The sequence below is a fragment of the Undibacterium sp. FW305-107 genome, assembly GCF_058788535.1.
In genome coordinates this window covers 396332-408312 of the sequence record NZ_JBYTAV010000003.1, presented here as the reverse complement: position 1 = coordinate 408312, position 11981 = coordinate 396332, and the positions used below count along the sequence as shown (strand labels likewise).

Sequence of the window (11981 nt, the reverse complement as noted above, 5' to 3'; positions counted from 1 at the left end):
TTAATACTGCACTTTCTTTTCTATGTATTTGAACTGCAGCACGGTCAGGACGATGACGATGCTCATCAATATGACGGACTGCGCAGCGGCACTGCCAAGATCACCGCCTTTGAAGCCATCATTGAAAACCTTGAACACCAGGATCTCGGTATCCTTGCCAGGACCGCCCTGGGTGGTAGCTTCAACAATCGCAAAGGTATCAAAAAAAGCGTAGACGATATTCACGACCAGCAAGAAGAAAGTGGTTGGAGTCAGCAGCGGGAAGACGATGGTAAAGAAACGCTTCCACGGCCCGGCACCATCTATGGCCGCAGCTTCTATCAGCGACTTGGGTATGGATTGCAAACCCGCGAGGAAGAATAAAAAGTTATAGCTGATCTGCTTCCAGACCGCCGCCAGGACGATCAATATCATGGCGTGACGACCATTCAAGAGATTATTCCACTCAATGCCAAAATGACGCAGGCCATGCGCAACGATACCCAGCGTGGGGTTGAGCAAGAACATCCACAGCACGCCTACTACGACAGGCGACACCGCATACGGCCAGATCAGCATGGTTTTGTAAATGGAACTGCCCCTGACCACCCTGTCGGCAAATACCGCCAACAACAAAGACAGGCTCAGGCCCAACACTGCTACCAGGCTGGAAAACATGGCCGTGGTCTTGAATGCAGCCAGATACGTCTCATCGGCAAACAGAGACTTGAAATTATCAAACCAGACAAACTGCGTGGACATGCCAAAGGCATCCTGCAACAAGACGGATTGATACAGGGCCTGCACCGCAGGCCAGAAAAAAAACAGCACCGTCACCAATAACTGCGGCAAGAGCAGCAGATAAGGCAACCAGGCCGAACGAAACCGAGCACGCTTTTCCAAAAAAACCTCTAATGAATATTTTAAAACTGGAAAGCTCACCACAGAGACACTGAGGAGGGAAGCAGCTCTTGCAAGTGCTGCTCGTTACGCAGGCATGTGGCATGGCCACATGAAACCCCTGCTGCATCACAGAGAAAATCAAGAGAAACTTTCTCTGTGCACCTCTGTGTCTCCGCGCCTCTGTGTTGAGAGGTTTTAAGGCTTTACTTATTCGCTTTTTCGAAACGATCCAGCAATTCATTGCCTCGCAAAACAGCATTATCGAGCGCAGCCTTGGCTGATTTTTTACCACTCCAGACAGCTTCCAGTTCCTCATCCATGATGGTGCGTATCTGGACAAAACTGCCCAGGCGTATACCACGGGATTTGTCTGTGGTCTTGACGATCATCTGCTGGACAGCGATGCCAGGGCCTGGTGTTTTTTCATAGAAGCCAGACTTCTTGGTCATCTCATAGGCGGCATTGGTGATGGGCAGATAGCCGGTTTCCTGATGCCATTTGGCTTGCACTTCTGGCTGGGAGAGGAACTTGTAAAACTTGGCGACGCCCTTGTATTCTTCTGTCTTCTTGCCATTCATGCTCCACAATGAAGCGCCACCGATGATGGTGTTTTGCGGTGCGCCTTTGACGTCTGAATAATATGGTAGTGGTGCAACGGCAAATTTGAATTTGGCATTCTTGGCCACATTGCCGTAGGCAGAACTGGACGAAGTCAGCATGCCGCATTCACCGGAATAGAATTTTGCTTCCGGCTCATTCTTGCGACCAGCGTAGGTGAAATAGCCTTGCTTGGCCCAGTTCTCCAGGTTTTCTATATGGCGTACATGCAGGGGACTATTGAATGTCAGACGTGCATCCAGACCGCCAAAGCCATTGCCTTTGGAAGCGAATTCCACGTTATGCCAGGCTGAAAAACTTTCCAGATGCACCCAGGTTTGCCAGCCTGTGGTGTAGGCGCATTTTTCGCCGCTGGCTTTCAGGCGGGCGGCGGCGGCGACCACTTCTTGCCAGGTTGATGGGGCCTTGTTGGGATCCATGCCCGCTTTGGCGAACATGTCCTTGTTATAGTAAAACACGGTGGTTGAACTATTGAAGGGGAAGGACAGCATTTCACCCTTGGGGGAGGTGTAGTAACCCGCCACTGCCGGTACATAGCCAGAGGCATCAAATTTCTCACCAGCGACTTTCATGACTTCAGATACCGGCTTGACTGCGCCCTTGGCATACATCATGGTCGCAGTACCGACTTCAAACACCTGCAAGATATGCGGCGCATTACCAGCGCGGAAAGCGGCAATGCCAGCCGCCAGGGCTTCGTCATAACTGCCTTTATAGACGGCCGTGACCTTGTATTCATTCTGGCTTTTATTAAATTGCTCAGCCAGCGCGGTGACGCGGTCACCCAAGGCGCCGGTCATTGAATGCCACCAGCTTATTTCCGTCACTGCATGAGCAGAGCCAGCCAGGCTCATCAATACAGCGGCACTGGCCCAAGCCAGTTTGGTTTGCAGTTTCATAGATAGTCCCAGAAAACTTGTAATAATAATTATATTGGCCCGCTATAAAATCATGGCCGGCAAATGCCATGATGCATTCAGATTCTTGCTGAATGGTATCTAATGTAGCAATTCGTTAAGATATCACTCCGCACCACTCTGTGTATAGATAACACTTATAATTCTGCCATGCGCAACAACAAAGCTGAATCATGAATTTCTTGCTGACTCGCCTGGGCTGGTACATCAAACTGGTCAGGCTGCACAAGCCCATAGGCATACTCTTATTACTCTGGCCTACGCTGGCGGCGCTGTGGATAGCCTCGAATGGCCAACCGGACTGGCATCTGGTATTGATTTTCAGCCTGGGCACGGCGCTGATGCGCTCTGCCGGTTGCGCGATCAATGATTATGCAGACCGTGACTTTGACCGCCATGTCAAACGTACGGCAGACCGGCCACTCACCAGTGGCAAGATATCTGGCAAAGAGGCTGTGGGTGTCGCCGTAGTACTCGCCCTGATTTCTTTTTGCCTGATCCTGCCTCTGAACAGCCTGACCAAGATGCTCTCGGTCGCCGCTGTTGTGGTTGCAGGCAGCTATCCTTATTTCAAGCGTTTCTTTGCCATCCCCCAGGCTTATCTGGGTATCGCCTTTGGTTTTGGCATACCCATGGCTTTTGCGGCAGTGCAAAATACCGTGCCCGTGGCAGCCTGGGTCCTGTTGCTGGCAAATGTATTCTGGGCAGTTGCCTATGACACGGAATATGCGATGGTGGACAGGGATGATGACTTGAAGATAGGTATCAAGACATCGGCCATCACCTTTGGCAGCTATGACGTGTTTGCCGTCATGTTGTGTTATGCCCTCAGCTTCATGCTGATATCACTGGTAGGCTGGCAATTGGGCCTGCGTACCTGGTTCCTGGCTGGCATGGGGGTCGCCGTCGGATTTTCGCTCTATCACTACACCCTCATACGTGAGCGTGAACGCATGGCCTGCTTTGCTGCTTTCATCAATAACAATTGGCTGGGTGCAGCAATCTTTGCTGGCATTGCCATTGACTATGCAGTAAAGTAAGCTGATAGATTGCCAATTTCTTAATTCACTGCCTCAAACCAGATTTAAGCGTGGTCTTGTTATATCGCAAAGTAGCCATACATATTCCGCATAAGCTGTAAATTATTTCACCAACCTGAAGGGATGAATCATGAGCACAGTAGATGAACATAAAGAACAATTGATGAATGACTTGCATCTGGTTATCCGCGATGCAGAAGAACTCTTGAAAAATACCGAGCAACAAGGCAGCGAAGGCTTCAAGTCTGCCAAGGCCAAATTTGAAAAAACCTTGAGAAATGCCAAGGCAGAAGTTGAGCGCATTGAAGATATCGTCGTCACACGCACAAAAGAAGCTGCCAAGGCGACGGACGTATATGTCAAGGAAAACCCATGGCAGTCTGCCGGTATTGCGGCCGGTGTAGGTCTGCTGGTTGGCTTGCTCATTGGCCGCAGCAGATAAGCGCAGCAAAAATCAATGGCTATCAGCGATTCGCTGGGACAACTTGCTGCAACACTGAGCAGCATAGTCCGCACGCGCCTGGAGCTGGCTGCAGTTGAGCTGGAAGAAGAGTTTGCACACTTTTCTTCCGGCCTGATATGGTCGTTGACGGCGCTGTTTTTTGCTGGCATTGCCATCCTGCTGGTAATACTGACTGTGGTAGCAGTGTTTTGGGACACAGCTTACCGCTATACGGTATTGCTGGCTTTAATTGCCATATTTGGTTTGCTGTCTCTGGGTATCGGTTTAAGGCTGCGCGCGCAATTCCGCAACAAACCCCGTTTCTTATCCCATAGCCTGGCCGAATTGAAAAAAGACGCTTCCGTCTTTGACCATAGCGATAACAGCCAGAAGGAACAGGGTTAAAGCATGGGAAATCGTCAGGAAAGACTGGCCTTGCGGCGTCAGGCATTATTATTGAAGATACAGGCAGAACGCGGCCTGATGACGATACATTATCAGGAACTCAAAGAATCCTTGGGCATGGCAGGCGGAGCTGCCAGTCTGCTGGGCAGGGCCGGACAATTTGCTCGCCATAGGCCATTACTCGGTGGTATTGCAATTGCTGCTGTACTGATATTCAAACCCAGGCGGATATTTTCTTTTGCCAAATCTGCGCTATTGGGATGGCAAACCTGGCGTAGCCTTGCCAATGTGTTGCGAGGCATACGCACAGATGTATCCAAATCGACTCATACAACGGTCAATTCCGTCAATTCAAACAAGTCTTAAGCCTTCAAACTTAAACCTGGAGCAATAAAGGCTGCGTATGCAGCCCGTACAGCTTGAATTTACGTCTTGTCTTCACCAAACTCGTCACCCAATTCTTTTCCCCTTGCTGCCGCTGCCTTGATGGCACTCACGATAGCCTGCTTGACTCCGGCATTTTCCATACTGGTCAAAGCGGCATAAGTAGTGCCCCCCTTGGATGTGACGCGTTCACGTAAAACACTGACTGGTTCTGTCGCTTGCAAAGCAAGTTGCGCTGCGCCAGTAAAGGTAGTCATCGCCAGTTGCAAACCCTGCTCAGGACCCAGGCCCAGTTCTATAGCCGCTTGCTGCATGGCTTCGATGAAATAGAACACATAGGCCGGGCCACTGCCGGACACTGCAGTGACAGCGTCCAGCAAGCTTTCATCGTCCAACCATGTTGTTGCACCAACGGCCTGCATGATGTGCTCGGCCATTTGTTTTTGCTCTGTGCTGACACCTGCCAGTGCAAACAACCCTGTCATGCCCTGCCCTATCAGAGCCGGGGTATTCGGCATGGTACGGACAATTTTTTCATAGCCCCCCAGCCAGCGTGCCATGTCTGTGGCGCGGATACCGGCAGCGATAGAGATCAGTAATTGCTGATCCAGATACGGTACCAGACCTTGCACAACCTCACGCAATTGCTGTGGTTTGACTGCCAGGATGATCGCATCCATTTGTGCCAGCCTGGCATCTGCAGCCAGTGCCGTACTGACGCCAAAGTCGCTGCTCAATTTATCCAGGGACGGCTGATTGAGGTCTATGACATGGATATGTTCAGCCGTAGTTAAATTTTTAAGCAAGCCGCCTATCAGGGCATTTGCCATGTTGCCGCCACCTATGAAGGCGATTTTTATCTTATTTTGCATAGTTCCTGTTTCCAAAAATAGCTGTTCCTATCCTGAGCATGGTACTTCCCTCCGCGATTGCCGCGTGCATGTCTGCGCTCATGCCCATGGACAGGGTATCAAGCACAATGCCTGTAGCTTGTATGCTGTCACTCAACTGTTTCAACCGGCGAAATGCCTGCCTTTGCACCTGTTCATCATCACTGGCTTCTGGCACGGCCATCAGGCCACGCAAGTGCAAGCCAGGCAGCAGCACAATTTTTTGTGCCAGTGCCAAGGCCTCACCTGGTAAAACACCACTTTTACTTGCTTCGCCGCTAATATTAACTTGCAGACAAATATTCAGGGCTGGCATACCTGCTGGCCTTTGTTCAGACAGTCGCTGGGCGATTTTTTCCCGATCGACTGAATGAACCCAGGAAAAATGTTCGGCAATGGGACGGGTCTTATTGCTTTGTATGGGCCCAATAAAATGCCATTCGAGCTGAAGTTGCGGCTTTTTTTCCTGTACTTCCTGCATCTTCTCCAAAGCTTCTTGCAGATAATTTTCACCAAAACAATGTTGGCCAGCATCTGCAGCGTCTATGACGGCTTCGGCGGGAAAGGTCTTGGATACAGCCAACAGGCGTAGTTGTTGCGGATCGCGCCCGCTGGCAAGGGCAGCAGCACGGATATCCGCACTTACGGCTTGCAAGTTGTCAGAAATTGAGGACATAATCAGTAACCAAAAATCTATCTAATTCGTTGTGGACTTCTGGTAAAACTCCTGTCCACAGCTTAATATTGCTGTAATCTTGCCTTAAAGCAGCTTACCCACAATCAGCAACGATCATTACCGGAATTATAAATGGACATTTCAGAACTGCTGGCGTTCTCCGTCAAGAACAATGCCTCCGACTTACATCTATCCTCCGGCTTGCCGCCCATGATACGGGTACATGGCGACGTCAGGCGCATTAATTTGCCCCCACTGGAGCATAAAGATGTCCATGAGTTGATCTATGACATCATGAACGACTCGCAGCGCAAAGCCTATGAAGACACGCTGGAGTGCGATTTTTCCTTCTCTATCCCCGGTCTGGCACGTTTCCGTGTGAATGCCTTCAATCAGGAACGTGGCGCGGCAGCGGTTATGCGTACCATTCCATCCAAGATTTTGTCGCTTGAGCAATTGAATACACCAAAGATTTTTGCTGACCTGGCCTTGAAGCCACGCGGCCTGGTGTTGGTGACCGGCCCTACCGGTTCTGGTAAATCAACTACCCTGGCGGCGATGGTGAATCACCTTAATGAACATGAATATGGCCATATCCTGACCGTCGAAGACCCGATAGAATTTGTGCATGAATCCAAAAAATGCCTGATCAACCAGCGCGAAGTCGGCCCACATACCATGTCTTTCAACAACGCGCTGCGCTCTGCCCTGCGTGAAGATCCTGATGCGATCCTGGTTGGTGAGTTGCGTGATCTGGAAACCATACGCCTGGCACTGACAGCTGCGGAAACCGGTCACTTGGTGTTCGGTACATTGCATACCTCATCTGCCGCCAAGACCATTGACCGTATTGTCGACGTTTTCCCGGCGGAAGAAAAAGAGATGGTGCGTTCAATGTTGTCGGAATCACTGCAGGCGGTTATCTCGCAAACCCTGTTGAAAACCAAGGATGGTTCTGGCCGGGTAGCGGCACATGAAATCATGCTTGGTACCCCGGCGATACGCAATCTTATCCGCGAAGCCAAGATTGCGCAGATGTATTCGTCGATACAAACCGGTAGTAACCTGGGCATGCAGACGCTGGATCAAAATCTGACCGATCTGGTGCGCCGCAATGTCATCTCGGTGGCAACTGCACGTGGTGCGGCCAAATCACCAGACAACTTCCCAGGCTAATTGATCAAAGGATAAAAACATGGAACGCGATCAGGCCACCAAATTCATGAATGATTTGCTGAGACTCATGCTCAGCAAAAACGGTTCGGACTTGTTTATTACTGCCGACTTCCCGCCGGCCTTCAAGATAGACGGGCGAGTAACACCCGTATCGAATCAACCGCTTTCACCTGCCCATACTGTCGATCTGGCCCGTTCTATCATGAACGACAAACAGTCTTCAGAATTTGAATCGACCAAGGAATGTAATTTTGCGATCAGCCCGGCAGGCCTGGGACGTTTCCGCGTCTCGGCCTTCATGCAGCAAGGCCGTGTTGGCCTGGTCTTGCGGACGATTACCACCGCCATTCCAAAACTGGAAGACCTGGGCTTGCCAGAGAACCTCAAAGAAATCGCCATGACCAAGCGCGGCCTGGTCATCATGGTGGGTGCTACCGGCTCAGGTAAATCCACCTCGCTGGCGGCGATGCTGGGCTATAGAAATGCGAATAGCTACGGTCACATCATCACGATCGAAGACCCGATAGAATACGTGCACCCGCACATGAATTGCATCATCACCCAGCGTGAAATCGGCATTGATACTGAAGACTGGGGTGCAGCGCTGAAGAACTCCCTGCGCCAGGCGCCAGACGTTATCCAGATCGGTGAGATCCGTGACCGCGAAACCATGGATTTTGCTGTTGCCTTTGCAGAAACCGGCCATCTTTGCCTGGCCACCCTGCATGCCAACAGCTCCAACCAGGCACTGGACCGTATCATCAACTTCTTCCCTGAAGAACGCCGCGCCCAGTTGCTGATGGATTTGTCGCTGAACCTGAAGGCCGTTATTTCCCAGCGCCTGGTACCACTGAAAGGGCGCAAGGGCCGTGCTGCAGCAGTAGAAATCATGCTCAATACGCCGCTGGTGTCTGACCTGATCTTTAAGGGTGCGGTACATGAAATCAAAGAGATCATGAAGAAATCCCGTGAACTGGGCATGCAAACCTTCGATCAGTCTTTGTTTGATTTGCATGAAGCAGACGAGATCACGTATGAAGATGCGCTGCGTAATGCCGACTCTGTCAATGAACTGCGCCTGGCCATCATGTTGAAGGGCAAAGACGCCAAAGACCGTGACTTGAGCGCAGGTACTAAACATCTGGGTATCGTATGAGTACGCTGGACTTTCAAGCCAACAGCCTGCAAGGCACGCCCGTCGATCTGAAGCAATATGCAGGCAAGGTATTGCTAATCGTGAATACCGCTAGTAATTGCGGTTTCACGCCACAGTACAAGGGACTGGAAGCACTTTACCAGCAGTTCAAGGACAAGGGTGTCGAAGTATTGGGTTTCCCGTGCAACCAGTTTGGTCATCAGGAACCTGGTTCTGCCGGTGAAATTGGTTCTTTCTGCGAAAAGAATTATGGCGTGACTTTTCCCTTGTTCGACAAGATAGACGTCAATGGTGACAATGCTCATCCCTTGTTCCTGCACCTGAAAAGCCAGGCCCCTGGCTTATTGGGCAGCCAGTCCATCAAATGGAATTTCACCAAGTTCCTGGTCAAGAAAGATGGCACAGTCTTCAAGCGCTATGCGCCACAAACTGCGCCTAAAGACTTGCTGGATGATATAGAAAAGCTGCTGGCGGAGTGATCATTCACAAACGCCCCGCCAACATAGCCTGGCGTATCAGCAGTTTTAAGCCCCAGCGATGAAAAGGGCGTATCAATTGTATATAGACTCGCCCAAACCAGTTGTGAGTGATGCAGACCGTGGATACTACGATAGAGATGGCCTGCTCCTCCTCTACCCGCACAATCGAAAGCCGGAAATCCAGGTGGCTATTGTCGCGCCCGGCAACCAGTTCTTCTGAACTCAAATAAAAGATAGGCCATGCGCCTATTTTTTCACCCACTTTATACTCTGATCTCAAGCGTGGATGCATGATTTCTGCCCTATCTGGTACGGCAATACCGAATAGGGACATCAGGTAATTACGGCTCAACATGATCAACTTCATCCATGTTGGCCTGTGCATGAAAATCGCATGAAATGCATCGCTGACTGTCAGCGCGGTGCGACCAAGCTCAGCCCTGTACGAATCGCGATAATAGGCTGCATGCACTACCTCGGGCATCAGCACACTTTGCTGCGGATGCCCGCATTCGCTGAGGAGTGTGCGCTGGTCAGGCATGTGTCATCCGGGTTTATTTACATCGCTTGGCGCACTTCCCGCTTCTGGCAAATCCTGATTTATCGCAGAGTCCTGCAAGGCCCTGTCTATAAGTTCTATCCAGTGCTGTACCGGCAATTCTGTGCCTGATTGCAAATGCGTGAGGCAACCTATATTCGCCGACAAAATCATCTCTGCGTCCGTCGCCTCCAGATTGCGTAGCTTATTATCTCGCAACTGATAAGAGAGTTTGGGTTGCAGGACAGAATAAGTACCAGCTGAACCGCAGCATAAATGGCTGTCGGCACACAGCTTCACATCTACGCCTATCGCCATCAACAGGCCTTCGACCTTGCCACGTATCTGCTGGCCGTGTTGCAGGGTGCACGGCGGATGCCAGGCGATGCGCCTGCTCAGTTTGCCTTGCAGGCGCTGCACCAGTTGCGGCTGGAATTCTGGCAGAATTTCGCTGAGGTCGCGGGTCAGTGCCGAGATTTTTTCTGCCTTGACTGAATAGGCTGTATCATGCGCCAGCAGATGCCCATATTCTTTTACTGTGGCACCACAGCCGGAGGCAGTCATGACGATGGCTTCGGCACCGGCTTCTACATAAGGCCACCAGGCGTCGATATTCTGGCGCATATCATTGAGGCCATCTTCATGCTCATTCAAGTGATAGCGTATGGCACCGCAGCAACCTGCCTTTTGCGCAATCTGCAATTGCACTCCCATGGCATCCAAAACCCTGGCCGTAGCGGCATTGATATTCGGTGACATGGCTGGTTGCACGCAACCATCGAGCAAGAGCATCTTGCGGGCATGTTCAGTTTGCGGCCAGATGCCTGCATCTTGCGCCACCGGCACTTTATTTTGCAAGGCCTTGGGCAAGACTGCGCGCAGGCTTTGCCCCAACTTCATCGCCGGGTTGAATATCCATTTGCGCGGCAGCACAGTCTTGAGAGCTGCACGATTGAGTTTTTGGAACAGAGGGCGGCCAACCTGTTTTTCGACTACCTGGCGGCCTATATCGACCAAACGGCCATATTGCACACCGGATGGGCAAGTGGTTTCGCAATTACGGCATGTCAGGCAGCGGTCAAGATGTTGCTGGGTTTTGACTGTAGCAGGCTTGCCTTCCAATACCTGCTTGATGAGATAGATGCGGCCACGCGGACCATCGAGTTCATCACCAAGTAATTGATAAGTTGGGCAAGTAGCTGTACAAAATCCGCAATGTACGCACTTGCGCAAGATATCTTCAGCCTCTTTGCCTTCGCGTGTGTCTTTGATGAAATCAGCGAGATTGGTTTGCATTGTCTTTACCAGCCTTTATACATGCGACCGGGGTTGAATATACCGGCAGGGTCAAAAGTATTCTTCAGGCGTCTATGTATTTTTTCTACCGGTGCAGACAAGGGTGCGAATACACCTATGCTCTTGTCACCACCACGAAATAATGTCGCATGGCCACCGGCAGCCAGTGCCGTCAGGCGTATCAGCTCTGGTTTTTCCGTGCTGTAAAGCCAACGCTGCGCCCCGCTCCATTCGATCATGGATTTGCCAGTCAGCTTCAAGGCCGGGCTGGTAGATGGTAGTGACAAGCGCCATAAGCCGTGTTCTTCTTCCTGCTGGAAAAAATCCAGGGTCTGTTCGCACAAAGCCGTCCAGAAGGCCGTGGCATCCTGCATTTCTTCACCACCCAGCCTGGCTTTGGCAGCACGCACTGCGGCCTCTGCGCCAGACAGACGTAACATCAAACGGCCTACATGCCAGCAACTGGCCGAGATAGGCAAGGCCTGGCCTGCCCATAGATTCAAGCGCATCAAAGCATCTGCCTCCGACAAGGCAAACACCAGGGTGGTTTCTGCAAAGGGACGTGGCAAGACCTTGATGGAAATATCCAGCAGCAAACCCAGGCAGCCCATGGAACCCGTCAACAAACGCGAGATATCGTAGCCGGCGACATTCTTCATGACCTGGCCACCAAATTCCAGTATTTGCCCTTGCCCATTCATGAGGCTGACACCGAGCACAAAATCACGCACGGCACCGACGGCTGGCCGCCGCGGGCCAGACAAGCCTGCAGCCACCACACCGCCTATCGTGGCGGCGTTGCCCCAGTGCGGTGGCTCGAATGCCAGCATCTGGTTTTGTGCGGCCAGGGCAGCTTCTATTTCTGACAGCGGCGTACCGCTGCGGGCTGTCAGCACCAGCTCAGTCGGGTCATATGCCAGGATGCCGCTATAGGCGCGGGTATCCAGTACCTCGCCCTGCAATCCCTGCCCATACCAGTGCTTGCTGCCACCGCCCTGTATCTGCAGCGCAGTACCACTGGCGCTTGCTGCCAAGATGCGTTCACGAAAATTGTCTAGCGTCGTTTGCATGCCATCGTCCAA

14 protein-coding genes are annotated in these 11981 nt (G+C 51.5%); 7 read left to right on the top strand and 7 right to left on the bottom strand.

The genetic code is table 11. From position 1 onward, the window contains the following. Positions 1–882, bottom strand: coding sequence for a sn-glycerol-3-phosphate ABC transporter permease UgpA (ugpA, locus tag AC3WQT_RS08900; RefSeq protein WP_110255157.1), 882 nt, complete (start codon positions 880–882; stop codon positions 1–3). Between the two features lie 203 nt (positions 883–1085). Continuing rightward, positions 1086–2399, bottom strand: coding sequence for a sn-glycerol-3-phosphate ABC transporter substrate-binding protein UgpB (ugpB, locus tag AC3WQT_RS08895; RefSeq protein WP_492703513.1), 1314 nt, complete (start codon positions 2397–2399; stop codon positions 1086–1088). Between the two features lie 191 nt (positions 2400–2590). Here ugpB and ubiA point away from each other — a divergent pair, with 191 nt between their 5' ends. The 4 genes from ubiA to AC3WQT_RS08875 all read left to right on the top strand — a co-directional run bounded on the left by ubiA (position 2591) and on the right by AC3WQT_RS08875 (position 4670). Further along, a complete protein-coding gene (gene ubiA / locus AC3WQT_RS08890; protein ID WP_492703512.1) occupies positions 2591–3457 on the top strand; it encodes a 4-hydroxybenzoate octaprenyltransferase in 867 nt (288 codons plus the stop codon). 130 nt (positions 3458–3587) lie between these two features. Then, a complete protein-coding gene (locus AC3WQT_RS08885) occupies positions 3588–3899 on the top strand; it encodes an ElaB/YgaM/YqjD family protein (protein ID WP_162039958.1) in 312 nt (103 codons plus the stop codon). Positions 3900–3914: 15 nt separating this feature from the next. Next, complete coding sequence (locus tag AC3WQT_RS08880; RefSeq protein WP_492703511.1) at positions 3915–4304, top strand: phage holin family protein; 390 nt, start codon at positions 3915–3917, stop codon at positions 4302–4304. A 3-nt stretch (positions 4305–4307) separates the two neighbouring features. After that, a complete protein-coding gene (locus AC3WQT_RS08875) occupies positions 4308–4670 on the top strand; it encodes a YqjK family protein (RefSeq protein WP_492703510.1) in 363 nt (120 codons plus the stop codon). 59 nt (positions 4671–4729) lie between these two features. On the opposite strand, the gene proC is transcribed toward AC3WQT_RS08875, so the two are convergent. After that, the gene (gene proC / locus AC3WQT_RS08870; protein ID WP_492703509.1) at positions 4730–5560 is read right to left on the bottom strand and encodes a pyrroline-5-carboxylate reductase; all 831 of its coding nucleotides are present in this window, start codon (positions 5558–5560) and stop codon (positions 4730–4732) included. Beyond that, on the bottom strand, positions 5550–6254 hold the full coding sequence (locus AC3WQT_RS08865; RefSeq protein ID WP_492703508.1) for a YggS family pyridoxal phosphate-dependent enzyme: 705 nt from the start codon (positions 6252–6254) through the stop codon (positions 5550–5552). Before AC3WQT_RS08865 ends, proC begins: the two co-directional genes overlap by 11 nt. A gap of 132 nt (positions 6255–6386) precedes the next feature. Here AC3WQT_RS08865 and AC3WQT_RS08860 point away from each other — a divergent pair, with 132 nt between their 5' ends. Genes AC3WQT_RS08860 through AC3WQT_RS08850 form a run of 3 tightly spaced genes read left to right on the top strand, consistent with a single transcriptional unit; the run spans position 6387 to position 9065 of the window. Beyond that, complete coding sequence (locus AC3WQT_RS08860; protein ID WP_492703507.1) at positions 6387–7430, top strand: type IV pilus twitching motility protein PilT; 1044 nt, start codon at positions 6387–6389, stop codon at positions 7428–7430. Between the two features lie 19 nt (positions 7431–7449). Then, on the top strand, positions 7450–8586 hold the full coding sequence (locus AC3WQT_RS08855) for a PilT/PilU family type 4a pilus ATPase (protein ID WP_492703506.1): 1137 nt from the start codon (positions 7450–7452) through the stop codon (positions 8584–8586). Then, positions 8583–9065, top strand: a complete 483-nt coding sequence (locus AC3WQT_RS08850; protein ID WP_492703505.1) for a glutathione peroxidase — start codon at positions 8583–8585, stop codon at positions 9063–9065. The genes AC3WQT_RS08855 and AC3WQT_RS08850 overlap by 4 nt, the downstream gene beginning before the upstream one ends. Positions 9066–9069: 4 nt before the next feature. On the opposite strand, the gene AC3WQT_RS08845 is transcribed toward AC3WQT_RS08850, so the two are convergent. Genes AC3WQT_RS08845 through glcE form a run of 3 tightly spaced genes read right to left on the bottom strand, consistent with a single transcriptional unit; the run spans position 9070 to position 11969 of the window. Beyond that, entirely contained in the window at positions 9070–9606 is a 537-nt protein-coding gene (locus tag AC3WQT_RS08845) for a DUF2867 domain-containing protein (protein WP_492703504.1), read from the bottom strand. 3 nt (positions 9607–9609) lie between these two features. Next, positions 9610–10899, bottom strand: a complete 1290-nt coding sequence (gene glcF, locus AC3WQT_RS08840) for a glycolate oxidase subunit GlcF (protein WP_492703503.1) — start codon at positions 10897–10899, stop codon at positions 9610–9612. Between the two features lie 5 nt (positions 10900–10904). Then, on the bottom strand, positions 10905–11969 hold the full coding sequence (gene glcE / locus AC3WQT_RS08835) for a glycolate oxidase subunit GlcE (RefSeq protein WP_492703502.1): 1065 nt from the start codon (positions 11967–11969) through the stop codon (positions 10905–10907). Positions 11970–11981: the final 12 nt, after the last annotated feature.

What these genes read in the sequence shown, in the direction of transcription:
- ubiA (WP_492703512.1), top strand. Translation starts at nt 2,591, where the DNA reads ATGAATTTCTTGCTGACTCGCCTGGGCTGGTACATCAAACTGGTCAGG.
- glcF (WP_492703503.1), bottom strand. Translation starts at nt 10,899, where the DNA reads ATGCAAACCAATCTCGCTGATTTCATCAAAGACACACGCGAAGGCAAA.
- ugpB (WP_492703513.1), bottom strand. Translation starts at nt 2,399, where the DNA reads ATGAAACTGCAAACCAAACTGGCTTGGGCCAGTGCCGCTGTATTGATG.
- AC3WQT_RS08865 (WP_492703508.1), bottom strand. Translation starts at nt 6,254, where the DNA reads ATGTCCTCAATTTCTGACAACTTGCAAGCCGTAAGTGCGGATATCCGT.
- AC3WQT_RS08875 (WP_492703510.1), top strand. Translation starts at nt 4,308, where the DNA reads ATGGGAAATCGTCAGGAAAGACTGGCCTTGCGGCGTCAGGCATTATTA.
- AC3WQT_RS08880 (WP_492703511.1), top strand. Translation starts at nt 3,915, where the DNA reads ATGGCTATCAGCGATTCGCTGGGACAACTTGCTGCAACACTGAGCAGC.
- proC (WP_492703509.1), bottom strand. Translation starts at nt 5,560, where the DNA reads ATGCAAAATAAGATAAAAATCGCCTTCATAGGTGGCGGCAACATGGCA.
- AC3WQT_RS08845 (WP_492703504.1), bottom strand. Translation starts at nt 9,606, where the DNA reads ATGCCTGACCAGCGCACACTCCTCAGCGAATGCGGGCATCCGCAGCAA.
- AC3WQT_RS08850 (WP_492703505.1), top strand. Translation starts at nt 8,583, where the DNA reads ATGAGTACGCTGGACTTTCAAGCCAACAGCCTGCAAGGCACGCCCGTC.
- AC3WQT_RS08885 (WP_162039958.1), top strand. Translation starts at nt 3,588, where the DNA reads ATGAGCACAGTAGATGAACATAAAGAACAATTGATGAATGACTTGCAT.
- AC3WQT_RS08855 (WP_492703506.1), top strand. Translation starts at nt 7,450, where the DNA reads ATGGAACGCGATCAGGCCACCAAATTCATGAATGATTTGCTGAGACTC.
- glcE (WP_492703502.1), bottom strand. Translation starts at nt 11,969, where the DNA reads ATGCAAACGACGCTAGACAATTTTCGTGAACGCATCTTGGCAGCAAGC.
- AC3WQT_RS08860 (WP_492703507.1), top strand. Translation starts at nt 6,387, where the DNA reads ATGGACATTTCAGAACTGCTGGCGTTCTCCGTCAAGAACAATGCCTCC.